Origin of the sequence: Dactylococcopsis salina PCC 8305 (genome assembly GCF_000317615.1) — a bacterium.
Taxonomy (GTDB): domain Bacteria; phylum Cyanobacteriota; class Cyanobacteriia; order Cyanobacteriales; family Rubidibacteraceae; genus Halothece; species Halothece salina.
This window is the reverse complement of the sequence record NC_019780.1, coordinates 1277936-1302079: the sequence shown is the minus strand read 5'-3', so window position 1 is coordinate 1302079 and position 24144 is coordinate 1277936. Positions and strand designations below refer to the sequence as shown.

The following is a 24144-nucleotide window of genomic DNA, read 5'->3' as shown; positions in this document are numbered from 1 at the left end:
AAAAGCAAGGTTTATTAATTATGAATGAAAAACAACAAGGATTTGGCTTCGGTTTAGGCAAAATGAAAGAATTAAAAGAAGCCTTTGCCAAAGCGCAACAAGTACAACAAGGAGCGCAAGAACTCCAACAAGAGTTGGAAGAAATGAATATTGAAGGACAAAGCAGCGATGGCTTGGTAAAAGTAATTATGAGTGGTAATCAAGAACCTCGTAATGTGGAGATTTCTCCTGAAGCGGCGGAAAAAGGAGCAGAGGAATTATCGCAGTTGGTGACAGAAGCTGTCAAAGATGCTTATGAAAATTCCACCGCAACTATGCGAGAAAAGATGGAAGCGCTCACCAGTGGGTTACAACTTCCTGAAATGTAATTTTTTTAAGGGTCAACCACTGTTGACCCTTTTGCTAACAATTTTAATTGAAGAGAATCTGACTTTTTATTTTTAGGTTTCCGATAAGTAAAAGCCTCGGCTCGAATCTCATCTATCTTAGGAATTTCAATCGTGGTTTCCATGTTTTCTTTTTGTTGATCTAAGTTTAAAATCCCTTGACCAATTGCCTTCGCCATTAAAGGTGGGACAGCATTACCAATTTGTCGCCACTGTTGTGTTACTGTTCCACAAAAAATAAAGTTTGCAGGGAAAGATTGAATCGCGGCGACTTCTCTTGCCGTGAGATATCGGTTTTCTGTAGGATGATAGTAAGTGGTGCGACTGGTGTTAATTGTTCCTGCACTTGTCGCTCGATCGAGTCGTCTGAGTTTTGCCTCTCGGAAACGTCTTTCTAATAATTGCTCCCAATTTATATCAAACCACAATTCAGGAGGTAAATATTTTTTCTGATCCTTTTCATATCGAACACTCCCCCCTTCTGGGATATAACTTAAACGTTTTTTTTCGAGGGAGTTTGTAATTTGAGCTTGCTCAATATCGTGATTAAATATGTCACCTTGATCGGTAATTAAATTTTCCAAAGCCCAAGCAACTGTTCTCGCTTCTTCCTCATTAGAAAATAAAATTTCAGGATATAGATTTTTAACTTGAAAACGGTTTGCTAACAAAATCGTTCGTCGTCTTTTTTCTGGAACGCCATAATGATGAGCAGATAACACTTTAATATCAACTTTATAGCCAATTTGGGTAAAACTTTCCAGAATAACGTTGAGAGTTACTTCATTTTTCCGAGATAAAAGTCCCGTCACATTTTCCATGATTACATAATCAGGTTTAAGGCTTTTAATTATTCGCAAAAACTCCCAAAATAAAAAGTTTCGTTGGTCTTGATGATTATTCTGACCAATTGTAGAAAAGCCCTGACATGGTGGGCCACCACATACTAAATCAATTTTTTGCTTACCTATTGCTTGTTGGATTGTCTCTACAGAAATTTCTCTTAAGTCTCCAACAATTGTCTCTGCATTTTTATGATTCAGTTGAAAGGTCTGAATTGCTATTGGATCAGAATCCACTCCCAGTAAACACTCAAAACCTGCCATCTCTAATCCACAGGACATTCCCCCCGCTCCAGAAAATAAGTCTATAAATTTATTTTTCATGGTAGTATTTTCTGTTATTTCTTATTGATCATAACAAAATTTAACCTGTTTAAAATACATAGCGTTTTGGAGCAGGGAAAGGTGGTTTACCACGCAATAATAATATAGAGAGGTGCTAGGATCAGTTTCTACTCCAACATTTCTTGGAAAAACTCGATCGTGCTTTTCAAAGCAATAACAAATCGATCGATCTCCTCACGAGTATTATAGAAATAAAGACTGGCTCTCGCGCTTCCCGCTACCCCTAAAACCGTATGTAACGGCTGCGTACAATGATGACCCGATCGAATCGCAACCCCTTCGTAATCTAACAACGGTGCTAAATCATTCGCGTGTAAATTCTCCACATTAAACGTCGCTAAAGCCGCTCTTCCTTTTCCGTCTGAAGTCGGTTTGGGTCCGTAAAGATTTAAGTTTTCAAATGGTTCTAACTGTTGGAAAAGATAAGCAGTCAATTCTTCCTCGTAGGCGTGAATTTTTGCCATGCCAATATTGCTTAAATAATCCACAGCAGCCCCTAAAGCAATGGCTTCTCCGATCGCAGGGGTTCCCGCTTCAAATTTATGGGGTAATTCCGCATAAGTAAAACTGTCTAAAGACACTTCCCCAATCATTTCACCACCGCCTAAAAAAGGTGGCATTGCTTCTAATAAATCTTCTTTTCCATACAAGAAACCAATACCAGTGGGAGCGCACATTTTATGACCACTTGCCACTAACCAATCGCAATTAATCGCTTGCACATCTACAGGTAAATGAGGCACACTTTGACAAGCATCAATTAATACTTTTGCCCCTTTTTCGTGAGCCAGTTTCGTAATTTCTGCAACTGGATTAATACAGCCTAACGTATTAGAAACATGAACTAAAGCCACTAATTTGGTTTTTTCTGATAACAAACTTTTATACTGTTCTAAATCCAAAGTTTGTTCTGCTGTTAACCCCACGTGCTTAATAATTGCCCCTGTTTTTTGAGCTACCATCTGCCAAGGCACAAGATTACTATGATGTTCCATGACAGAGGTTAAAATCTCATCCCCAGGTTTAAGATGATTAATCGCCCAACTATAGGCGACTAAATTAACCGCTTCTGTCGCGTTACGAGTAAAAACAATTTCATTACGAGAAGTGGCATTAATAAATTGGGCTACCTTATCTCGCGCCCCTTCAAATTTTTCTGTGGCTTTTGTGCTTAAACTGTGCGCCCCGCGATGAACATTTGAGTTAACTTGCTGATAATAATCCTCTAAGGCGTTAATAACAGATAAGGGCTTTTGAGAAGTGGCAGCATTATCAAAATAAATCAAAGACTGACCATTAATGTCTTGATTTAAGATGGGAAAATCAGCGCGAACTTGGGTTGCTAAAGTGGGAGTAGTGGCGATCGTCATATTTCTTACGGTTTTAGCTTGTCTCTTGTTTGTAACTGGGAATTTTGTAGGCTAGACTTCAATGGTTGCTACAAACAGCCTTCCGTAAGCCCCCCAGAATTGGGGGGGGGTTGGGGGGCGGAATGTGTAGCAAACTTTTTTCTATTTCATATTAGCCAATAAATCGGTTTTGCAAACTGTTAAATAATTTTTCTCGCACCGAGAGAACTGGAATTTCGTCAATAATTTCAGCAGCAAACGCATTAATTAACAAGTTAGACGCTGCTTTGTTATCCAACCCTCGACTCCGAAGATAAAATAACTCATCTGCTTCGAGTTGGCTAACCGTCGCACCATGAGCGCATTTTACATTATCGGCGGTGATATTTAATTCTGGTTTGGTATCGACATGGGCTTTTTCTGAAAGCAGAAGATTACGGTTTAATTGGCTAGCGTCGGTTTGTTGGGCAGCTTGAGGAACAAACATTTTGCCGTTGAAAACGCCTCTCGCTGCCTTATCTAAAATACATTTATGTAGTTGTTCGGCACTGCTATGAGGATGACGAAACGCGATCGCGCTGTGGGTATCTAATAGTTGTTCCCCGTTTCCTAATGTTAACCCTCGCAGTCGAGTCTCAGTTTGTGTCCCGTCTTTAATCACATCAAAATCGTGACGAGATAACCGTCCGCCCATAGAGACAGGAGAACAAGTGTAACGGCTATCTTGTGCTTGCATCACGGCGGTTTTCCCAATATGGAAACTATTCAACGCCTCTTCCTGTAAGCGAACATGATTCACTTCTGCGTTGGGTGCTAACCAAACTTCTGTCACGGGATTACAGAAATAGGGGGCAGTGGTTAATCCCACATATTGCTCGATAAAACTGACTTTAGCACTGGTTTCCGCTACCACTAACAAACGCGGTTGGATGAATTGCGGCGTTTCTTCTCCCACAGACAGGAATAAAAGATGTAAAGGAGTTTCTACTTCTGTATTCACCGCCACCCAGACGATGGCGGTATCTTCAAAACCAGCAGTATTGAGCGCTGTAAATAACTCCTCTCCCCCTTCCTGTTGGGTGAGATAGTCTGTCACTTGTGATTGTTGATGCACGTCCAATTCTGCCAAACTGGTCATTGTCACCCCTGCTGGAAGTTGATCCACTTGGGAAAGCTGCGGTGCGTAACGACCATTGACAAAGACGAGGCGCGTCTGGGAACATTCGGGGAGGGTAAACGGCTCGATCGATTCTTGATTAGGCGCGATCGATGCTGGGCGTTGAAACTGATAGTCTAACAAGGGCGATAAATCTGTAAAGCGCCACTCTTCCTCCTTGCGATGAGGAAACTTCGATTCTGCTACCCAATTCGCCGCTTCTTGCTGTCGTTTTTGCAACCAGACTTTAAAAGTCGAATCATCCTCAGCAATCTGACTTTCCAGACGCTGACTCAATAAATAATTAAGAAACTGATCTTGATCCACCCGTTGATCTTGAGAAGAAACTGACATACTCATGCTTAAGCGTTTACCTCCTGTGGCGTGTATTGTTCATACAACCATTCATAACCATGTTCTTCTAATTGATGCGCCAATTCTTTACCACCACTGGTAATAATTTGTCCATCTCCCATCACATGAATATAATCGGGTTCAACGTAACCCAAAAGACGCTGATAATGAGTAATCATAATCGTTGCATTATCAGGAGTCGCCAGTTGATTTACCCCATTCGCAACAATTTTTAAAGCATCAATATCTAACCCAGAATCCGTTTCATCTAAAATTGCCAAACTTGGTTGTAGCAGCGCCATTTGTAAGATTTCATTACGCTTTTTCTCGCCTCCAGAAAAGCCCTCATTGAGACTCCGTTCTAAAAAGCTGGGATTCATTTTCACAATATCCAACTTTTCTTCGACTAAATCTTCAAAATCAAAAGCATCAATTTCTTCCTTTCCTTGTGCTTTACAGTGGGAGTTATAAGCAACTCGTAGAAAATCTAAATTACTAACCCCTGGAATCTCTAACGGATACTGAAACGCGAGAAAAATCCCTTTTAAAGCTCTTTCGTTGGGTTCAAGATCAGCAATATTTTCCCCTTTGTAAATAATTTCTCCTGCGGTAATTTCATAATCAGGATGACCCGCTAAAACCTTAGAAAGGGTACTTTTCCCTGAACCATTACGACCCATAATCGCATGAATTTCTCCAGCTTTCACTTCCAGATTTGTTCCTTTCAAGATGGGGGTATCTTCAACCTTGGCGTGTAAATTTCTGATGGATAAAATAACTTCACTATTTTCTTTAATCATATTTGTTGTTTGTTATTTGTTATTTGTTATTTGTTAAGACCGTAATCAGTTACCAGCTTAATTAGTAACAGTGAAAGATTTATCGATTATTAATTCACTGATCACTGGTCACTGGTCACTGGTCACTGATCACTGGTCACTGGTCACTGATCACTATCCACTATCCACTATCCACTAACCGACAGAGTTTTCCAACTTCAACGCGAGTAATTTATCGGCTTCGGCGGCAAATTCCATCGGTAGCTGATTAAATACTTCTTTACAGAAACCACTGACAATCATTGACACCGCATCTTCTTCTGAAATTCCTCTTTGGGCAAAATAGAAAAGTTGATCTTCGCCAATTTTTGCCGTTGAGGCTTCGTGTTCAACTTTGGTGCGGTTGTTATCCACTTGGATGTAAGGAAAGGTGTTGGCTTCCGCTTGATCTCCAATTAACATGGAATCACATTGAGAGTAATTTCTTGCGCCGTCTGCTTTCGGTCCCATTTTTACTAAACCGCGATAGCTGTTTTGGGAATGTCCCGCAGAAATTCCTTTAGAAATAATGGTGCTTTTGGTGTTTTTCCCAATGTGGATCATTTTTGTGCCAGTGTCGGCTTGTTGGTAATTGTTGGTTAACGCAATGGAATAAAATTCCCCAACCGAATTGTCTCCAGCTAAAACGCAACTGGGATATTTCCATGTCACCGCCGAACCTGTTTCGACTTGTGTCCAAGAAATTTTCGAGTTTTTCCCTTTGCATAATCCCCGTTTGGTGACAAAGTTATAAATTCCCCCTTTGCCATTTTCATCCCCAGCAAACCAATTTTGGACGGTGGAATACTTGATGTCTGCGTCGTCTAAGGCGACTAATTCCACGATCGCAGCGTGAAGCTGATTAGAATCATACATGGGAGCGGTACAGCCTTCTAAATAGCTAACGGATGCACCTTCTTCTGCAATAATTAAAGTTCGTTCAAATTGTCCCGCTTCGTCGGTATTAATCCGAAAATAAGTAGAAAGTTCCATCGGACATTGGACGCCTTTGGGAACATACACAAATGACCCATCACTAAATACCGCCGAATTGAGGGCGGCGAAGAAGTTATCGCCAGTGGGAACAACACTTCCCAGATATTTCTTCACCAGTTCGGGATACTCTTGTAAGGCTTCAGAAATGGAACAGAAGATCACCCCTTCCTCTGCTAGTTTCTCTTTAAAGGTAGTGGCGACAGAAACACTATCAAAAATTGCATCTACCGCAACGTTACCGAGGCGTTTTTGTTCCGAGAGAGGAATCCCTAATTTTTCAAAGGTTTCTAACAATGCTGGATCAACTTCATCCAAACTTTGTTTTTTCTCTTCCTTCTCTTTTGGTGCGGAATAATAGATAATGTCGTTAAAATCAATGGGACGATAACCCACGTGCGCCCAGTTCGGTTCTGTCATTTTCAACCACTGACGATAGGCTTTGAGGCGAAAGTCCAACATGAACTCAGGTTCATTTTTCTTCGCTGAGATGGCGCGGATAATGTCTTCGTTTAAACCACGAGGGAGGGTTTCGGTTTCAATGTCGGTGACGAAGCCGTATTTATAGGGTTGATTGATTAAGGTTTTGGTTGTGGTCATGGGTGCTGCTGTTTCCTCGGTTAAGCTAAATGTCGTTTTTATACTCTTTGTTTTGGGATCGTTTCTAGTTATCAGAGGGGGAACGACTTACGAAACATATTTGTTGTTTAACTATTTTTAGGTTACATTAACAACTAAGATGTTGTCAAATTAGATTAGAGATTGGGAGTCGATCGAGGCGATGAACTATAAAACAGGCGGATCGGGAACCGTTACCACCACGAACCAAAATTCAACGAAACAGGATATTCTGCGACATATCCTCAAGGAAGGAGAAACAACGGCGCAACAGTTAGCGAGTGTCCTCGAAATCAGTCCTCAAGCTACCCGTCGCCATCTCAAGGAATTGGGTGCAGAGGGATTAGTCTATCATAAAGCGGTACAGCAAGGGATGGGGCGACCTCAGTATCTTTATCAGCTTAGTGAAAAAGGGCGCGATCGTCTTCCCCATGATTACGGTGAGTTTGCTGTTTCCTTTCTCCATACTCTCGCAGAAACCGCAGGAGAGGAACAAGTACAAGCGGTTTTACAAAAACAATGGCAACGGAAAGCTACAGATTACCGAGAGAAAATTGGCACAGGATCATTAGAGGAACGCATTGCGAGGCTGGTTGAGTTACGCCAAGCGGAAGGTTATATGGCGGAATATCATCGTTTAGAAAAAGACTCTCAAGGGATACAGCAGCAGTTTTTATTATTTGAACATAATTGCGCGATCGCCAGTGTTGCGGAATCTTATCCTAGTGTTTGTGGACATGAGTTAGAAATGTTTTCAGCGATTCTTCCCGATTGTACGGTAGAACGCACCCACTGGCTTTATCGTGATGAACATCGCTGTGGCTATTTAATACAATTAGAAAATTAGTTATTCGTAATCAAATCGCAAACGACAACCGATTAATTATTATGACAGAAGACAGTTCCATTCAATTTTTAACCCAAGAAGAATCAGCAGAAGTGGATAAAGCGTTACTTTCTTCTCCAGAGAAGTTTCTCACACGGTTAACGATTTCCTCATTGAGGTTATTAAAAACGATCGCGCAACAAGAAGGAGTAACAGTAGAAGAGTTAACCCCAGAACAAATTATTGCTTGGTTTGAAAATGATGGCAAAATTAGGCGAGAACAAGGAATTGAAGCAGCAACTTTGAAGTGGTAACTCACCCTTTTTCTAGTTCCCCCAAACTTGGGGGTTAGGGGGCGAAATCATAGCTTAGAATTGGTGTTGGGTTTCGCTTCCCTCGTTTCAGTGACCAGTGACCAGTGATCAGTGACCAGTAATCAGTGACCAGTAATCAGTGAACAAATAACAAATAACGAATAACGAATATTGGTGTTGGGTTTCGCTTCCCTCGTTTCAGTGACCAGTAATCAGTGACCAGTAATCAGTGAACAAATAACAAATAACGAATAACGAATATTGGTGTTGGGTTTCGCTTCCCTCCACCCAACCTACATGGTTGTCTAGTTCCCCCAAACTTGGGGGTTAGGGGGCTAGTTAATCGCAGATATCTTCTTTTTCTAAAATGTACATCTTTCCTTCTAAACGAATGCGTTGGTTAGGATTAGACTCTAGATAAGATTCAATTTTATTACAACTGTTTTGGATTAATTCTTCAAGACTACCATCAGGAATTTTCTCAGAATTAGAAAATTGCGCGATCGAGCGTCCTAATAATAATTTACTCCGTTCTTTAAGAGGAGGAGAAGTTTCCATTTTTTGTAAAGTATCAGCCGCTTTCAACGCGGCAATCATGGCATCTAAGGATTGTTCTGAAGATAAATAACTCTCTGTTAGTAAATTGTAGGCTTCAATTTCAGAAATTTTTGCTTCTTTTTTTTCTTGCTTAAACTCTTGCAAAGAAACGCCTAAAACTAACACAAAAACGAGTCCGACAAGCAAAGAAGGAAACCATTTTATCCATTGTTTGGAAAAAGGAGAAGAGAATTTTTCTGACTGATGGGATTGAAATATTGCCGATTTAGCACTAACCGAAAGTTGACTCGCTGCTAAAAATTGATAATCTAAATTACTTAAACTCTTTCCATCCGCCCATGCTTGGGCTTTCGTTAAACTTGAACCTTGAAGCAGCGGAGATTCATCTTGACAACCCGATTTTAACCAGGCTTTAATTCTGCTATCATAAGGACGAATTGCTAGGAGTTGTTTTTCAATCCAATCTAAGTTAAAAACTTCTTCATAAATGGGATTACAAACGGTTATAAAGCCATTTTCTTTTACTGTTAAGCCTGATAATAATAATTCCGTTTGTTCAACACTATTATCCGCAGGAATACCAGTGGGAATTTCTTTCGGAAAATAAGAGCGATGAGGTAAAAGAGTAGAGACGGGAGAAGTTAAAATTTCTTGATAGAGACTGAGACGACGAACCGTTCTTTGTTCATTATACAGCAGACGATCGCGGATGGTGCGAAGGTGTTCCGGTTCGTCATTCGCTTCCCAATGATTAATAATATGAGTGCGAACAATAGTTTCAATTTTCGTCGCTTCTTCTCCCGCTTTGATGTAATCGGAATCTAGAACAATCAATTGACATAATTTTTGGGTTAAAAACGGTTGTCCGCCTGTCCATCCTAAAATAATTTTTAAAGCTAAATTGGGTTGTTCCGCATAATTTTTTAAACCGCAAGCGAGAGGTTGTGCTTCTTCTAAACCTAATCCTTGTAAAGGAATTGCTTTCCCTATATTAAAAGGAGTGCGTTGTTTATCTGCCATTAAATTGGGAGGAGTTGCTACGCCAAATAAGGCAAAGGTTAAGCGTTGAAAAAGAGGATTTTCTGAACGTTGATTATAAAAAAAGCGAATTAAAGCAAAAAAATCATCAGTGGGAAAATTCAACCCTAAAACGCTATCAATTTCATCCAAACAAATAACAACTAATTTCTCTTCAAATGTGCTTAAAATCTTTTCAATAAAACGACTAAAACGTTGCACGGGAGAAAGATGATTAGATTCTTCCCACCAGGTTTTAGTAGAAAAATGTTTACTTAACCGCAACTTTCGCCCTAACTCAAAACATAACCCGCGATACCATTGTTCTGAAGTAACATCAGATGTTCCAATGTTGGTTAAGTCAAGGGAAACACAAGCAATTCCTTCTTCTTGTAGTCGGTGCATTGCTTGTAGTCGCAGACTCGATTTTCCCATTTGTCGGGCATTAAAAACATAACAGAATTGTCCTTGTTTTAGTCCTTGATAAAGTTCTGTATCTGCTTGTCTTTTTACATAAGTGGGATGATTAAAACCTAACCCACCCCCAACTTGATAGGGAGACGTAAAAGGCTCAAATTCCTGAGTGACCATCTTGTATTTCTAGGGATTTAATTCTAGGCGCGATCGAAAATAATCTTGATACAATTTATAACGAGTTGTTACTAAGTTTCCTGCTAATTTAATCAGTCCCATACTTTGTAATTTGTAAGCAGCTAAGGGTGAAATCGTTACTGATTGATCATTACTAACCACTTTTTTCATTGCTGAACAAAGATAAGGAGAACTGTTTAAGGTTTCCCAAAGACGACGCAGATGAGAACCATAAATTCCAGCATCTGTTGGCGCGTCACGTAAAATATTATTGAGATTAACTAGCGGTTTTTGCTGTTGATTTTCCCAAATATGATATAAAGTAAGTTGAATCAAATAAGGATGTCCTCCCACCATTTCCATTAAAGGACGTAACGCCTCCGCTCCCATGTTCCCATCTAAGCAATTTAAACCATATCGAAGAGCAAGTTCTTGTATTTGTTCCAATTTCAATTCGGGTAAATAAATCGGTAAACCAACATTAAATGGAGACTGATTGATATCAAGGGGAACATAAACTTCTGTGGAGTGAACAACGATCAGACGTAAGTTTTGCCAAATGTCTATTTCGTTGGCTTCTTCATGCCAAACTCGTAGTAAGGGGAAAAAATCTTGGGCAATTTGAGGGTAAGCAAAAACTCGTTCTATGTCATCTAATCCTAAAATAATGGGGGTGTTAATATTGCTTAATAAATAATTCTCAAAATACTCGGTACAGTTAGATTTAGCAAAACTGAGATCATCATCCCAGTATTGTTCTAAATTTGGCGTTTGTTTGAGTTTACGCGCCGCACTGCGACACAACCAGCGTAGAAAGGAATTTAAGTCGGTAAAACTCTCGGTGGTGGCTTCTTGACAACTCAGGCGTAAGGTTTTGTAATGGTGAGCGCGTCCGTGTTCTAATAAACGATAGAGGAGGGAGGTTTTCCCCATCTGTTTCGGTGCTTGAATACGGATTAATGCTCCGGGTTGTAAAATTTCTTGGGCGCAACGTTGCTCGATCGGATGCCGATCGACGTAAAATAGAGAGTTAGCATTTAAGGGTAAACCTGGGAACTCTGGGGGCGTTGCGATCGTCTCTTGAGGGGAAATCTCTTTTTCTTGGTCTGAAGGTTGATTATATTGTCTAAAAACACTGTGGAGATTGCTTTTAGTTACCTTTTTCCCCATGATATCGCTCAGTTGTTGCCACAGTTTAGAGCCGACGGTGCGAATATAACCAGAATCATAACCCAGTGCGTCTGCAATTTCTTGATATCCTTCCCCCTGCCAACAGTAACGGAAGACTGATGCTTGTAAGTCGTTTAAACCTTCTGGTTGTAGGAGTTCATCAACCAGGGCGATCGCGTCATCAACTATCATATAAATCTAATCCAAGAAGATGTCCACCGAAAATCAGCAAAGAGAACCCCTTACTAATCTCGTTTTATACCACATTTTTAAATGGTCGGTGGTTAGCCCCTTATTTAATTTTTACTTCCGAGGGAAACTTTACGGTCGAGAAAATGTTCCCGAAACAGGGGGATTAGTGGTGGTGAGTAATCATGCTAGTTTTTTTGATCCGCCTTTATTATCTTGCTGTGTCGGTCGCCCAGTGGCTTATATGGCGAAGGAAGAGTTATTTACGATCCCCATCCTCAAACAGGGGATTTCTCTTTATGGGGCTTATCCTGTAAAACGGTCTAGCGTCGATCGAGGGGCGATTCGGGCGGCGATGAAGGCACTAGAGGAAGGCTGGGCGGCAGGAATTTTTTTACAGGGAACTCGCACCACCGACGGACGGATTACCGAACCCAAGTTAGGCGCGGCGATGATTGCGGCTAAGGCACAAGTTCCGATTTTACCTGTCAGTTTATGGGGAACAGAAAAAATTCCGCAAAAGGGGACACCTTTTCCCGCAATTACAGCGCGTATTGGTGAACCGATTTCTCCTCCCGTTTCTAGGAAGCGAGAGGTGTTAGAAAGTGTTACGGAAAAATGTGCGGAGATGATTAACACCTTACACGCTCAAGGACGTTAATCACGTTGGGTTACGTTGTCTCTTCACCCGACACGATGTTGGGTTACGTTGTCTCTTCACCCAACCTACACCTTTATTGAACCGACTTACATGCAAGAGGGAAGATGGGGAAGATGGGGGAGATGGGGGAGATGGGGGAGATGGGGAAGATGGGGGAGATGGGGGAGATGGGGGAGATGGGGGAGATGGGAAAGATGGGGGAGATGGGGAAGATGGGGAAGATGGGGGAGATGGGGAAGATGGGGAAGATGGGGGAGATGGGGAAGATGGGGAAGATGGGGGAGATGGGGAAGATGGGGAAGATGGGGGAGATGGGGGAGATGGGGGAGATGGGGGAGATGGGGAAGATGGGGGAGATGGGGAAGATGGGGGTGATGGGGGAGATGGGGAAGATGGGGAAGATGGGGAAGAAAAATCGCTCCTTTGTCTCCCTTGTCTCCCTTGTCTCCCTTGTCTCCCTTGTCTCCCTTGTCTCCCTTGTCTCCCTTGTCTCCCTTGTCTCCCTTGTCTCCCTTGTCTCCCTTGTCTCCCTTGTCTCCCTTGTCTCCCTTGTCTCCCTTGTCTCCCTTGTCTCCCTTGTCTCTCTTGTCTCCCTTGTCTCCCTTGTCTCTCTTGTCTCTTTTGTCTCCCTTGTCTCCCTTGCACTTTTTTGAGGAGTTAAGAGCATTAAAGCCAGATGGTACGAGGGTTTCAGCTTTCTTGACTCAAGCCCTATCTTAAACCTAACCAAGGAAAAAAGCCTTGATTCGTGATCAATTCGATGAGAAGTAGTGAGACAAAACCCAACATGGCAAAGCGTCCATTCATGCGTTCAGCATAGGAAGTCCAACCAAATGCGGGTTCTTCGATTTCTGGTAGTAAAGACTCGGTATTTTTCGTTTCTTCGTTCATGTTAATTTCCTAGAATTCAATTTGATCAGGGATTCAATAACCAGTTTAATCGTGATGACAAGTTGAAGGTGAATCCAGTTCCAATTTTGTGATTCCTGATTGACAATTGCTACTGGTGATTAATGGCGGGGAAAGTTCGATCGAGTTGCGTCGTGATTATTTTCTACTTACTGGTACTGAGAATTAAACCTTTCCAAGATACGGTAAATGATTTGGCTTTTATTGCTGATAAAGCTCTCCTTCCTTTTTTAATTAGGGCTTACTGAATAAACCTAAAACCTTTATCCAATCAGCTTTTAAGGCTCTTAATTCTTGGAAAAAGTGCAAGGGAATTGAACGCTCAATCGTCACGCACCCTGCATCAAAAACTTTGCAATCTTACCGATTAATCAACCCTCTTGCCTCTTGCCTTTTGCCTCTTGCCTTTTGCCTCTTGCCTCTTGCCTTTTGCCTCTTGCCTCTTGCCTTACTAAACCAACCAATGGACTTTTTCAGTAAGCCCTAATTACTCTGTGTTTTTGCCAATGTCGATCGGTTTTTCCCCCTTGAGATGATGACAACCTACTACCTATTTTATAAAAAAGGAAGATGAGAAAATTTATCTATCTCCGAAGCTGTCAAGGAAGAGTTCACCACACAAGATAGCCGTCACTAAACCTCTGAAAACAAGCAAATTAGAGGAAGAGTGAGTCACCAAACCAGCAAAAACAGGAGAAGGTTTAATTTTTTGAGAGGAGATCACAGGGTTATAATTCCCTGATTACGGTGTTTTTTTTCGTTTTAGGAGAAGAAATATTCCCCCTTGTGAACTCGTTGCTCTACAATTTGAACTGAGCTAAGGCGATCCCTGAATAATAGTAAATCCCAAATTTTAAAAAAATTCTTGTAAAATTGTAGGAGTTTAACGATATATTTTTAAGAGGAGGAATATTTTTAACGACTCTCTCCTAACTGAACAGACAATTAAAGGATAATTAACCGAAAAATGGAAGAACAAACAACACCCTTAAAAGGTCGTGCGCTTTTGCAAAAAGTCAAAGAACTCTCTCATCTCCCTCGTCGAGAAACCGCCAAAAAGTGTGGTTATTGTAACGAAACCAAAACGGGTCAAATTCGTGTTAACTTAACTGAGTTCTACGATGCTGTTTTGGAAGCAAAAGGAGTTCCTTTAGACCCCGATGGCGGAAAAGATGGTCGCGGTCGTGAACCCACTTATAAAGTCAGTGTTCACCAAAACGGTCAAATTGTGATCGGTTCAACTTATACCAAAGCGATGGGTTTAAAACCAGGAGAAGAATTTGAAATCAAACTCGGTTACAAACACATCCGTTTGGTTCATCTTGATGGTTCTCAAGAACAAGAAGACCGCGAATTAGAAGAGGCGGCTTCCTAAACTGACTCACAAAAAGAAATTCCCCACTCAAATCAAGTAGGGAATCACACACAAAAGGAAAATTAGAAGAGGTGGAGGAGAAGTTAGCGCTTCTTTTCTCTCACATCTATGATTGTATAGTGCGATCGCGCAGATGGTTAGTTCTAACTTTTAATTGGACGACCATCTTCTCTTCGCACCGCAACTAAGCCTGGACGGGGAGGGTCATTGGGACCGAGTTCGGGCCAATTGGAACCGAGAGGGACTTGGCGTTGCTGCGTAAATAACTGTCCATCGGTTGTTTTCATGGCAAACGTGCGAGTTTCGCTTGCCAGATTTTGGCGTTTCCCATTGGCTGCTCCCACGTGCTGTGGCGCTAAAAACATTGTTTTCTGGTCGCGAGTGATCCAGATGCCACAAATTTCGCATTCCATCGGTCCGACCACAAAGGGGTAGGCGGTACCTGCATTTTCCCCAGAGGTGGGGATATACCAAGCGGAGTTATTACCAAAAATCCCTCTTAAGACAGATTGACTTACCCCGTCTCGATCGGGAACGGCGAGGTTATGTTTACTGGTGGAGATATCCGTTACCATCCAGATGTCGCCATCGGCATCAATATCGAGGTTATCTGGGTTCGCAAAGCCTAAGCCGCCTGTGGCGGGTTCGCCTCCCAACGCCAGCATATCCCAACGGAAACTCATGGCATCAGGTTCGTTCTGATCCTCTTGTAATTTCATAATCCAACCGAACTCATAAGCCTCTCCATTCGGACCGACGAACACTTGTTTATCGGGACCGCCATCTCCCCCAGGAGAACCAGAAGTAAAGGCAATGTAGAGCGTTCCATCTTGAGCAACATCGGTGTCTTCAGGGCGAGCCGTGCTACTAATCCCAGCTGCGTTGGCGCCGAAGTGTGCATCAATTAAGATCGCTCCCTGCTTTTCTTCGGGAGTTCCCATGTAGAGATCGCCGAGGGTTTTGAATTTAGACTGAAACGCCTCTAACTCTTGATCATCAGTAATTTCTATCACACCGCCTCGGGTGCGATCGGGGTGCGGAAGAATGACCTTATTACCGAATACCGTACTCGGACGAATCGGATCAATGGGGGTATCGGGAGTAAGAGCGACCCATTCCCCGCTACCATCAGGATTAAACTTCGCCCCGTAGAGCATTCCCTCTTCTAAGAGACGAGAGTTTTTTTTGTCGGCGATGCTTTTAACTCGATCTTGAGACACAAACTTATAAAGATGTCCCCCGCGTCGATCGCAACCCGAATAAAACGCTAATCTTTTATTAGCCACGACTCTTGGCGCAACCGCTTCGTGACGAAAGCGTCCTAACCAAGTATGCTTCTTCCCATAATCATTAGGATTCGCGGGATCGACTTCTACCATCCAACCGTACTTATTTCCTGCTAAACCGAAAACATTAGCTCTGCCATCGACCGTGCTATCAGTGAGAACAAAGGGCGTATTATTGGGATGAAAAGATGATCCATCCGCCATCACTGGCTCAAACACCTGTGCTTGATAGTTTTCTTCCGCCGATAAAACCGTTCCCCAAGGAGTTGTACCGCCAGCGCAATTCTGAAATGTTCCCACAATGCGATTACCGAGATTATCCTCGTAACCCATCTTATTACGCTTATTGTAAACTGCTGTTGCCGGTCCTGTAGCATAAAGAGCGCGGTCATCTTCTAGCCCTGAAATCCCTGTAATGCGTCGATCGGCATTAGAATAGGTTCTTTCCCACTGACCGCTCGGATTTCGCCGCACAGAAATCACTCCAATTCCTTGATCAATCAACCCTTCTTTAGAAATCTCCTGAATTTGATTTTTCAGAGGGTTATTGTCTGGGAGAGTAAAAGCGTCAATTTTACCGTCATTTTTTGCCGCCACTGCTTTCACTTCCGCAAACGGAAGAGACTTCCCAACGACTTCCTCGTAGTTTTCCATCCAAGTTCTACCACTGATATACTCGAAGTTAACGGTGAGGAAACCTTCATCGGGAGCAGTTTCGACAAAAGAAACATAATCGTTATTGTAACCAAAGCGTTGATCTCCTACTTTATCCCCCCAAGCTGCAATTAAATCATAAGTAAAGCCATCGGGAAGGATTAAATCATCAACGACCTCATAATTGCTGTAAAATTGTTTTTGCTCCGTCGGAGAAAGGCGATCGATCTCTAGGGGGAGGGGGACACGCACCGAGGGAAAAGTCCGATTCGGCATCGTTTGCGCCATGGCGGAAGACTGAAAAGGTTTTCCTTTTGTGGGGATGCCACCGAGAGCAACCGTTCCCGCAGTCGCTCCGAAGAAGAGTAAAAAATTACGGCGTTTCATTAGTTTAATTATGTTCTCCAACTAATCAACTTAGTTTTTATAGAAGTTATCCCATTTTGAAGAATTGGTGCTACATACCAACCCATCATTCCCCCCTTAATAAGGGGGGTTAAGGGGGATCAACTGTAACACTACTTTTTGAAAATGGTATTAATCTCTCATCAGATTGATCCTAAAAGGAATTTTCACGAATTAAGTTAAGAGAGTTTCAATATTGAGTTAATATTTCGTTATGTTACCGACATTGGGAATTTAAGCGTGATTGTTGTCCCGTCTTCAGCATTAGAATTAATTGCTAACTCTCCTTGATGAGACTCAACAATGCGTTTAACAATGGCCAATCCTAAACCAGTTCCCGAAGATTTAGTTGTAAAAAAAGGTTGGGTTAGTTTTGGTAAAATATCTGGCGGAATGGGAGAGCCGTAATTATGAACTTGTACGATCGCTTGCTCCTGTTTACGATGTAAATTACAAGTAATTGTGTCTTGATTGGAAACCGCTTCTAAGGCATTTGTAATTAAATTAATCAGAATTTGTTTTAGTTTATCTGGTTCGCCTGATATGGGTACAGATTCGGAATTAGCATTAAAATCAACCCGATGTTCTGTAAATTGGTTTGCTAAGACTTCTTGAATTAAAGCCTTTAGATCAATCTCTTTTTGATCAATAACCTGCGGTTTTGCATACAAACGGATTTCCTCTAAAAGCGATTGTAAGCGTTGCGCTTCTCCATTTGCTAATTCTAGACGAGTTTTTTCTCTTGGCGGTAATTCAATCTTGTTTAGAGCTTCTAATCCCATTAAAACAGTCGTCAAAGGATTTTTAATTTCATGGACAATCATGCTGGATAACTCCCCTAATTCGGCGAGGGTTTCTTTCGTTTGCATCGCTTCTTTTTGCGCTTTTAAGCGTTCCGAAATATCTCGAACTAACGCAACCACACAAAGACGATTTTCAAATTTAATCACGGTTGCGGAAATTTCAGCAGGACGTTTTTTTCCACATTTCGTTAAACAAGTGAGTTCGTTTGTCCAACCTTTACCGACTGCTAAAATCTGACGAGTGAATGCCATTAGTTGTGGCATTTCTTCAGGATGAATGCTGGAAATAGAAACGGAGTTAAGTAATTCTTCACGGGAATAGCCTAAGAGTTTTTCCGTTTGGGGATTTGCTTCTAAGATTCGATCGTGCTGTGGATCAATGATGAAAATTGCATCGTTAGAAGCGTTGAAAATTTTACGGAATTGTTGTTCTTTTTTTTGTTCAGATTGAAGTTGCTCTTTTAAGTTTTGATTTTCTTTTTCTAAGTCAGCAAGACGCTGTTTTAAGTCGGCTTCTGAATTAATTTCTTGAGTATAAGGAAAGGAAGACATAAGAGTAATTAAGATAACAAAAAAGGAGCGCTCCTTTTGATCTTAAATTAGGTCTAATTATCTTGCACTAATTGTTTTTGCCCCCAACCCCCAATTTTGGGGGCTATAATTGTTTTTGCCCCCAACCCCCAATTTTGGGGAGTTTAATTGTTTTTGCCCCCAACCCCCAATTTTGGGGGCTATAATTGTTTTTGCCCCCAACCCCCAATTTTGGGGAGTTTAATTGTTTTTGCCCCCAACCCCCAATTTTGGGGGCTATAATTGTTTTTGCCCCCAACCCCCAATTTTGGGGGCTATAATTGTTTTTGCCCCCAACCCCCAATTTTGGGGGCTATAATCGTTTTTGCCCCCAACCCCCAATTTTGGGGGCTATAATTGTTTTTGCCCCCAACCCCCAATTTTGGGGGCTATAATTGTTTTTGCCCCCAACCCCCAATTTTGGGCAGGGCTGTTTCATTCTCGGGGTCAAAATTGAAGGCGATCGCCTGAACCTCTTACGGTACGTTCGATCGAACGCTTTTTCTTACTTTTTGACTTATTCATAAGAAAAAAGCCGTAAAACCCCTGTTATTCCTAACATCTGGAACAAGCAAAAAAATAGAATGAAACAGCCCTGCCAATTTTGGGGGCTTTAATTGTTTTTGCCCCCAACCCCCAATTTTGGGGGCTTTAATTGTTTTTGCCCCCAACCCCCAATTTTGGGGGCTTTAATTGTTTTTGCCCCCAACCCCCAATTTTGGGGGCTATAATCGTTTTTGCCCCCAACCCCCAATTCTGGGGGGTTTAATCGTTTTTGCCCCCAACCCCCAATTCTGGGGGGTTTAATCGTTTTTGCCCCCAACCCCCAATTTTGGGGGCTTTAATATGACTAGAGTTTTCCAAAATGGTATTAAAATGCGGATTGAATGCCTACCGTTAATTGCCAATCTGTTTCCAGTTGCGGCCCATCTAAAGATTGATAAATTGGGAACTCAAATTCTGTGGCGAGACGACCACCAGGAAGAAACCCCTCTGGAAGATAAGCATTTAATCCTAATCCTAAATCCAAACGAGTTCCCCCGCGTAAATCGGGATCGGCGGTGGGAATAACCATCGGATTTAAAGCACTATCTGCGCCGTCATAGTCTTCCCAGGTTTCCCCGTCCAGTCGCAGGGAAAGACTGAAGTTTTCATTGAGTTTTCGCGCTGTCCATGCGGTCAATTGATAGCGATTTCCTACAGTATAGCCTCGATCGTTCTCTCCTAGACGTAACACAGTATTTGCTTGCGCTCCCCATGACCAGTGATCCGTTTGACCTAAATAAGTGATACCAGGACGTAAATCTACCGTTCCAGAACCGATTTGCATCGGATAAGGAAGAATCACATCATTTCCTGCGGGGGTGTCGTCACGTTCATCAATCGAACCCGTAGGAACACTGAATCCGAGATTAAGATGGACGGTTTGACGATCTCGATCTAGTATTTGATACAGTCCTGATAATTTAATGTCTCCTAGCCCTCCAGAATTAGTGGTGAAACTGCTTCCCATCCGAGTTATGTGATCCATTTCTTTGGAAACAAAAGGAAGCATCGCCATTAAAGTCAGATCATTGCTAGGCGCGTACATGACCCCAATCATGTGCATTTCCATAGTCATGTCATCTGGAGAAACCATAAAGTCTGCTAAAACCTCATCAACGCCTAAGTTATCTGTTCCATCCCGATTCCCATCCATTGACATGAACATATAGCGATAGGAAAGCATCCATTCCCCTTTTCCATGAACATGATCACCCATAACACCGAGGGGAGCGTGTCCGTCTGGTCGTCCAGAAGTCCATTGATTGTCCGATCGATTTTCATCAGTATGAGTGAGGATGATCTCAGTAGTCGGCAAGGGGAGAGGCGTAAACTCAATTGAGGATGAGGAAGAATTGATATTGGCGAGAGAAGTCAGAGGTTGAGATAAAACTGGGGTGCTAATGAGTAGAGAAAATCCGCCACTGAGTAAACAGCAATTGAGTTTTTTCATGGGTCTTGATTTAAATTAAAGCATTAAAGAATCAAGAGCAGAATAAAGAACTTTTTTAAGCTCGTCAAAAGACAGGCTGTCGAACTTGTTTTTAAGTTGGCTTTCTCATCCCATTAATTAATATCAGGTTCAGTTAATTGCTGATAATTTGTGTTGGGTTTCGCTTCCCTCCACCCAACCTACTTTTGGTCATTACTAAAACTCAGCATTTTCTGGAGTGCGCGGAAATGGAATCACATCGCGAATATTTCCCATTCCTGTCATAAACTGAATCAACCGTTCAAAGCCTAACCCAAATCCCGCATGAGGAACAGTTCCATAACGTCTTAAATCAAGATACCACCAAAGTTGTTCTGGAGTCATTCCAGCTTCTTTAATGCGTTTTTCTAAAATATCGAACCGTTCTTCTCGTTGTGAACCGCCAATAATTTCGCCAATTTTTGGGGCTAAAACATCCATTGCGCCGACGGTTTTTTCATCATCGTTGAGACGCATATAAAAGGCTTTGATTGCACTGGGATAATCAGTGACAATGACGGGTTTTTGGAAGTATTCTTCACATAAATAACGCTCGTGTTCAGATTGTAAATCAATGCCCCATTCTACTGAATATTCAAATGTTTTCGGGGCGTTTTCTAACAACTCGATCGCGCGGGTGTAAGTAATCCGTTCAAACTCCTGATTAATAATATTATTGGCAGTTGTTAAGACAGAATCATCAATGCGTTGGTTGAAAAATTCCATATCTTCAGGACATTGATCTAAAACCGCTTTAAAGATATGTTTAAGGAACGCTTCTGCTAAGTCCATATCTCCTTGTAGATCACAAAATGCCATTTCGGGTTCAATCATCCAAAACTCAGCTAAATGGCGAGACGTATTAGAATTTTCTGCGCGAAATGTTGGGCCAAAAGTATAGACGCGATCGAACGTTAACGCCATTGCTTCCGCTTCTAATTGTCCACTAACCGTAAGATAGGCTTGTCGTCCAAAAAAGTCTTGAGAATAATCCACCTCCCCATTTTCTTTAGGAACATCTTTCAAATTAAAACGGGTAACATTAAATAATTCTCCAGCCCCTTCACAATCATTCGTAGTAATAATGGGAGTATGAACCCACAAAAACCCTTGTTGTTGGAAAAACTGATGCACCGCATTAGCACAAGTATTGCGGATTCGCATCACAGCACCTAACGTATTGGTGCGAGTGCGAATATGTCCAAGAGTACGAAGAAACTCAAAAGAGTGACGCTTTTTCTGGAGAGGATAAGTTTCTGGATCAGCTTCGCCATAGACAGTAACCGCCGTCGCGTGTAACTCAATGCGCTGTCCTTTTCCTGGAGACTCTGCTAAGATACCCGTAACTTCTACAGAAGCACCCGTATTAATTTGACTAAGGATGATTTTATAGTTTTCCAATTCTGGTTCTAAAATCACCTGTAAATTAGCTAAAGATGAGCCATCATTCACTTCCATAAAAGCAAACTTTTTCGACTCTCGTTTCGTGCGTACCCACCCTTGAATCGTTACTTCTTCTTCTGGTTGTCCGTTGCGAAGTAGGTTGATAATGCGATGTTTTGACATAAATTGTTTTCGGTTCTGTTTTTGTCTTAATTTTAATTCTAAAAAGTCTGTAGGTTGGGTGGAGAAGACGAAACCCAACCTTTCAGTGATCAGTGACCAGTGACCAGTTACCAGTTACCAGTTGTGCTTGGTCTAATCAGTTACTTAGTAGCTCACAATCTGTTACAAATTAATTGCTTACTATTCACTATTCACTGTTTACTGATCACTGATCACTGGTCACTGGTCACTGTAAAAGGTTCGGTGGAGAAGACGAAACCCAACCTAGAATCAATGACCAGTTTTCGCTGAAAACGTCATAATAGTTGGAGAGACAAACAGCATCGAGATTAAAATGGCGCAACAACAGATTACCCCTTTTGGCAGTTGGAAATCTCCCATCACCTCAGATTTAATCGTTTCCGAAAGCATCGGTTTAGGTGGTGTGGTTTATGACCACCAAGATATTTACTGGTTAGAAGGACGACCTTCGGAAGGTGGACGTTATGTTTTAGTGAGACGGACTCCTGAAGGAAAGGTAGAAGATGTTACCCCAAAACCTTATAAGGTTCGTACTCGCGTCCATGAATACGGCGGTGGCGCATTTTTAGTCGTAGATAAAACCGTTTATTTTTCCAATTTTGCGGATCAACGTCTCTACAAACAATCCCTGAATCATGATCCTGAACCCCTCACCGCAGCCACGAATCGATCGTACGCTGAATTACAGTTAGATCAACAAAGAAACCGCGCCATTGGTATCTGCGAAGACAGTGAAAACCCCGTTGATGCTGAACCTCAAAACTATATCGCGGGGATTGACTTAAACACAGGAGAAATTACTCCTCTCGTTTCAGGTTGTGATTTTTATGTTTCGCCGCGAGTTAGTCCCGATGGAAAACAGTTAGCTTGGGTACAGTGGAATCATCCGAATCTGCCTTGGGATGATACCCAACTTTGTCTCGGTGATATTGATGCTGAGGGGAATGTTACCAATATTCAAGCCGTAACCGAGGGAAAAGCAGAAGCGGTTTGTCATCCCCTGTGGTCTCCAGACGGACAATTATATTTCGTTTCTGACCGTAACAACTGGTGGAATTTATATCGTCTTACCTCTCAAGGGGAAATTGAACCGTTGTGTGAGATGGAAGCCGAATTTGGTTCTCCTCATTGGGTGTTTGGGTTGTCTCTGTATGACTTTGTTTCCCCTGAAAAAATTGTCTGTACCTACACCCAAAATGGACAGTGGTATCTGGGGACATTGGACACAAAAACCAAAACCTTAACCACTCTCGATGTTAGTTATACCGATATAGGTTCGGTTCACTCTCAAGGAGAAAACATTGTTTTCATTGGCGGTTCAGCGACACAACCGACATCGGTGGTGAAAATGAATTTAGCGACCGCAAATAGTGAGGTTCTCAAACAAGCAACTGATTTAGAAATTGACACAGGTTATTTATCTGTTCCTGAACCCATTGCGTTTCCGACAACGGGAAACAAAACCGCTTATGCTTGGTTCTATCCCCCCCAAAATAAGGACTATACCGCACCACAGGGAGAGTTACCCCCTTTAGTGGTTAAAAGTCATGGCGGACCCACTGCTGCGACCAGTCCACGATTTAATTTGAAGATTCAATATTGGACGAGTCGCGGTTTTGGATTTGTGGATGTCAATTATGGCGGAAGCACGGGTTATGGGCGAGAATATCGTCAACGGTTAAAGGATAATTGGGGCATTGTTGATGTTGATGATTGCGTCAATGTAGCGCAGTATTTAGCCCAACTGGGAAAAGTCGATGGCAACCGTTTAGCGATTACTGGGGGAAGTGCTGGTGGTTACACGACATTGGCTGCGCTGACGTTTCGGGATACGTTTCAAGCTGGGGCGAGTCATTATGGCGTTAGTGATTTAGAAGCGCTGGCGCAGGAAACCCATAAGTTTGAGTCGCGGTATTTAGATGGATTGGTCGGACAGTATCCTCGACAGCAAGAATTATATCACGCTCGATCGCCCATTTATCACACAGAACAGTTATCTTGTCCTGTGATTTTCTTTCAGGGGTTAGAGGATAAGGTTGTTCCTCCCAACCAAGCCGAAAAAATGGTAGAAGCGATTAAGGAAAAAGGTTTACCAGTGGCGTATGTTCCCTTTGAAGGCGAACAACACGGCTTTCGTCGCGCTGAGAATATCAAACGGGCGCTAGATGGAGAGTTTTATTTTTATTCTCGTGTCTTTGATTTTACTCCTGCTGAAGCAATTGAACCCGTGGAAATTATGAATCTGTCTTATTAAGGGTTAATCCCCCCTAACCCCCCTTTGTAAGGGGGGAAACCATTGGGAGACAAAGGACAAAAATGTAGGTTGGGTGGAGGGAAACGAAACCCAACACCAA

20 protein-coding genes are annotated in these 24144 nt (G+C 42.1%); 8 read left to right on the top strand and 12 right to left on the bottom strand.

Annotated elements, in window-relative coordinates:
* The first annotated feature begins 20 nt into the window (after positions 1-20).
* Positions 21-368 carry a YbaB/EbfC family nucleoid-associated protein gene (locus tag DACSA_RS06510; RefSeq protein WP_015228984.1) on the top strand — a complete coding sequence of 116 codons (348 nt, stop codon included), beginning with the start codon at positions 21-23 and terminating at the stop codon, positions 366-368.
* 5 nt (positions 369-373) lie between these two features.
* On the opposite strand, the gene DACSA_RS06505 is transcribed toward DACSA_RS06510, so the two are convergent.
* The 5 genes from DACSA_RS06505 to sufB all read right to left on the bottom strand — a co-directional run bounded on the left by DACSA_RS06505 (position 374) and on the right by sufB (position 6843).
* The gene (locus tag DACSA_RS06505; RefSeq protein WP_015228983.1) at positions 374-1552 is read right to left on the bottom strand and encodes a DNA cytosine methyltransferase; all 1179 of its coding nucleotides are present in this window, start codon (positions 1550-1552) and stop codon (positions 374-376) included.
* A gap of 128 nt (positions 1553-1680) precedes the next feature.
* The gene (locus DACSA_RS06500; protein ID WP_015228982.1) at positions 1681-2943 is read right to left on the bottom strand and encodes a SufS family cysteine desulfurase; all 1263 of its coding nucleotides are present in this window, start codon (positions 2941-2943) and stop codon (positions 1681-1683) included.
* A gap of 151 nt (positions 2944-3094) precedes the next feature.
* The gene (gene sufD, locus DACSA_RS06495) at positions 3095-4438 is read right to left on the bottom strand and encodes a Fe-S cluster assembly protein SufD (RefSeq protein ID WP_015228981.1); all 1344 of its coding nucleotides are present in this window, start codon (positions 4436-4438) and stop codon (positions 3095-3097) included.
* Between the two features lie 2 nt (positions 4439-4440).
* A complete protein-coding gene (sufC, locus tag DACSA_RS06490; protein WP_015228980.1) occupies positions 4441-5232 on the bottom strand; it encodes a Fe-S cluster assembly ATPase SufC in 792 nt (263 codons plus the stop codon).
* Between the two features lie 174 nt (positions 5233-5406).
* The gene (gene sufB, locus DACSA_RS06485; RefSeq protein ID WP_015228979.1) at positions 5407-6843 is read right to left on the bottom strand and encodes a Fe-S cluster assembly protein SufB; all 1437 of its coding nucleotides are present in this window, start codon (positions 6841-6843) and stop codon (positions 5407-5409) included.
* A 181-nt stretch (positions 6844-7024) separates the two neighbouring features.
* On the opposite strand from sufB, the gene sufR reads away from it, so the two are divergent.
* On the top strand, positions 7025-7708 hold the full coding sequence (gene sufR, locus DACSA_RS06480; protein ID WP_015228978.1) for an iron-sulfur cluster biosynthesis transcriptional regulator SufR: 684 nt from the start codon (positions 7025-7027) through the stop codon (positions 7706-7708).
* A 41-nt stretch (positions 7709-7749) separates the two neighbouring features.
* On the top strand, positions 7750-8001 hold the full coding sequence (locus DACSA_RS06475) for a hypothetical protein (RefSeq protein WP_015228977.1): 252 nt from the start codon (positions 7750-7752) through the stop codon (positions 7999-8001).
* 339 nt (positions 8002-8340) lie between these two features.
* On the opposite strand, the gene DACSA_RS06470 is transcribed toward DACSA_RS06475, so the two are convergent.
* Positions 8341-10167: an AAA-like domain-containing protein gene (locus tag DACSA_RS06470; protein WP_015228976.1), complete on the bottom strand. Its 1827-nt coding sequence runs from the start codon at positions 10165-10167 to the stop codon at positions 8341-8343.
* A 9-nt stretch (positions 10168-10176) separates the two neighbouring features.
* On the bottom strand, positions 10177-11529 hold the full coding sequence (locus tag DACSA_RS06465) for an AAA-like domain-containing protein (RefSeq protein WP_015228975.1): 1353 nt from the start codon (positions 11527-11529) through the stop codon (positions 10177-10179).
* Between the two features lie 19 nt (positions 11530-11548).
* Here DACSA_RS06465 and DACSA_RS06460 point away from each other — a divergent pair, with 19 nt between their 5' ends.
* Positions 11549-12187 carry a lysophospholipid acyltransferase family protein gene (locus tag DACSA_RS06460; protein WP_015228974.1) on the top strand — a complete coding sequence of 213 codons (639 nt, stop codon included), beginning with the start codon at positions 11549-11551 and terminating at the stop codon, positions 12185-12187.
* Between the two features lie 104 nt (positions 12188-12291).
* Positions 12292-12840, top strand: a complete 549-nt coding sequence (locus DACSA_RS22055) for a hypothetical protein (protein ID WP_232225222.1) — start codon at positions 12292-12294, stop codon at positions 12838-12840.
* 58 nt (positions 12841-12898) lie between these two features.
* Here the strand turns inward: DACSA_RS22055 and DACSA_RS06450 are convergent, their stop codons facing one another.
* The gene (locus tag DACSA_RS06450) at positions 12899-13078 is read right to left on the bottom strand and encodes a chlorophyll a/b-binding protein (protein WP_015228973.1); all 180 of its coding nucleotides are present in this window, start codon (positions 13076-13078) and stop codon (positions 12899-12901) included.
* A 985-nt stretch (positions 13079-14063) separates the two neighbouring features.
* Here DACSA_RS06450 and DACSA_RS06445 point away from each other — a divergent pair.
* Positions 14064-14471: an AbrB family transcriptional regulator gene (locus tag DACSA_RS06445; protein ID WP_015228972.1), complete on the top strand. Its 408-nt coding sequence runs from the start codon at positions 14064-14066 to the stop codon at positions 14469-14471.
* 143 nt (positions 14472-14614) lie between these two features.
* Here DACSA_RS06445 and DACSA_RS06440 read toward each other — a convergent pair whose 3' ends face one another.
* The 4 genes from DACSA_RS06440 to asnS form a co-directional block, all read right to left on the bottom strand.
* A complete protein-coding gene (locus DACSA_RS06440; RefSeq protein WP_015228971.1) occupies positions 14615-16798 on the bottom strand; it encodes a PhoX family protein in 2184 nt (727 codons plus the stop codon).
* Positions 16799-17028: 230 nt separating this feature from the next.
* Positions 17029-18171: a two-component system sensor histidine kinase NtrB gene (locus DACSA_RS06435; RefSeq protein ID WP_015228970.1), complete on the bottom strand. Its 1143-nt coding sequence runs from the start codon at positions 18169-18171 to the stop codon at positions 17029-17031.
* A gap of 889 nt (positions 18172-19060) precedes the next feature.
* On the bottom strand, positions 19061-20185 hold the full coding sequence (locus DACSA_RS06420; RefSeq protein WP_015228969.1) for a transporter: 1125 nt from the start codon (positions 20183-20185) through the stop codon (positions 19061-19063).
* Positions 20186-20380: 195 nt separating this feature from the next.
* Positions 20381-21769 (bottom strand): asparagine--tRNA ligase, encoded by a 1389-nt coding sequence (gene asnS / locus DACSA_RS06415; RefSeq protein WP_015228968.1) that lies wholly within the window; start codon positions 21767-21769, stop codon positions 20381-20383.
* A gap of 123 nt (positions 21770-21892) precedes the next feature.
* Between asnS and DACSA_RS20380 the strand changes: the two genes are divergently transcribed.
* Both DACSA_RS20380 and DACSA_RS06410 read left to right on the top strand, forming a co-directional pair.
* Positions 21893-22060, top strand: coding sequence for a hypothetical protein (locus DACSA_RS20380; protein WP_156800683.1), 168 nt, complete (start codon positions 21893-21895; stop codon positions 22058-22060).
* 43 nt (positions 22061-22103) lie between these two features.
* Positions 22104-24044 (top strand): S9 family peptidase, encoded by a 1941-nt coding sequence (locus DACSA_RS06410; protein ID WP_015228967.1) that lies wholly within the window; start codon positions 22104-22106, stop codon positions 24042-24044.
* The last annotated feature ends 100 nt before the right edge of the window (positions 24045-24144 follow it).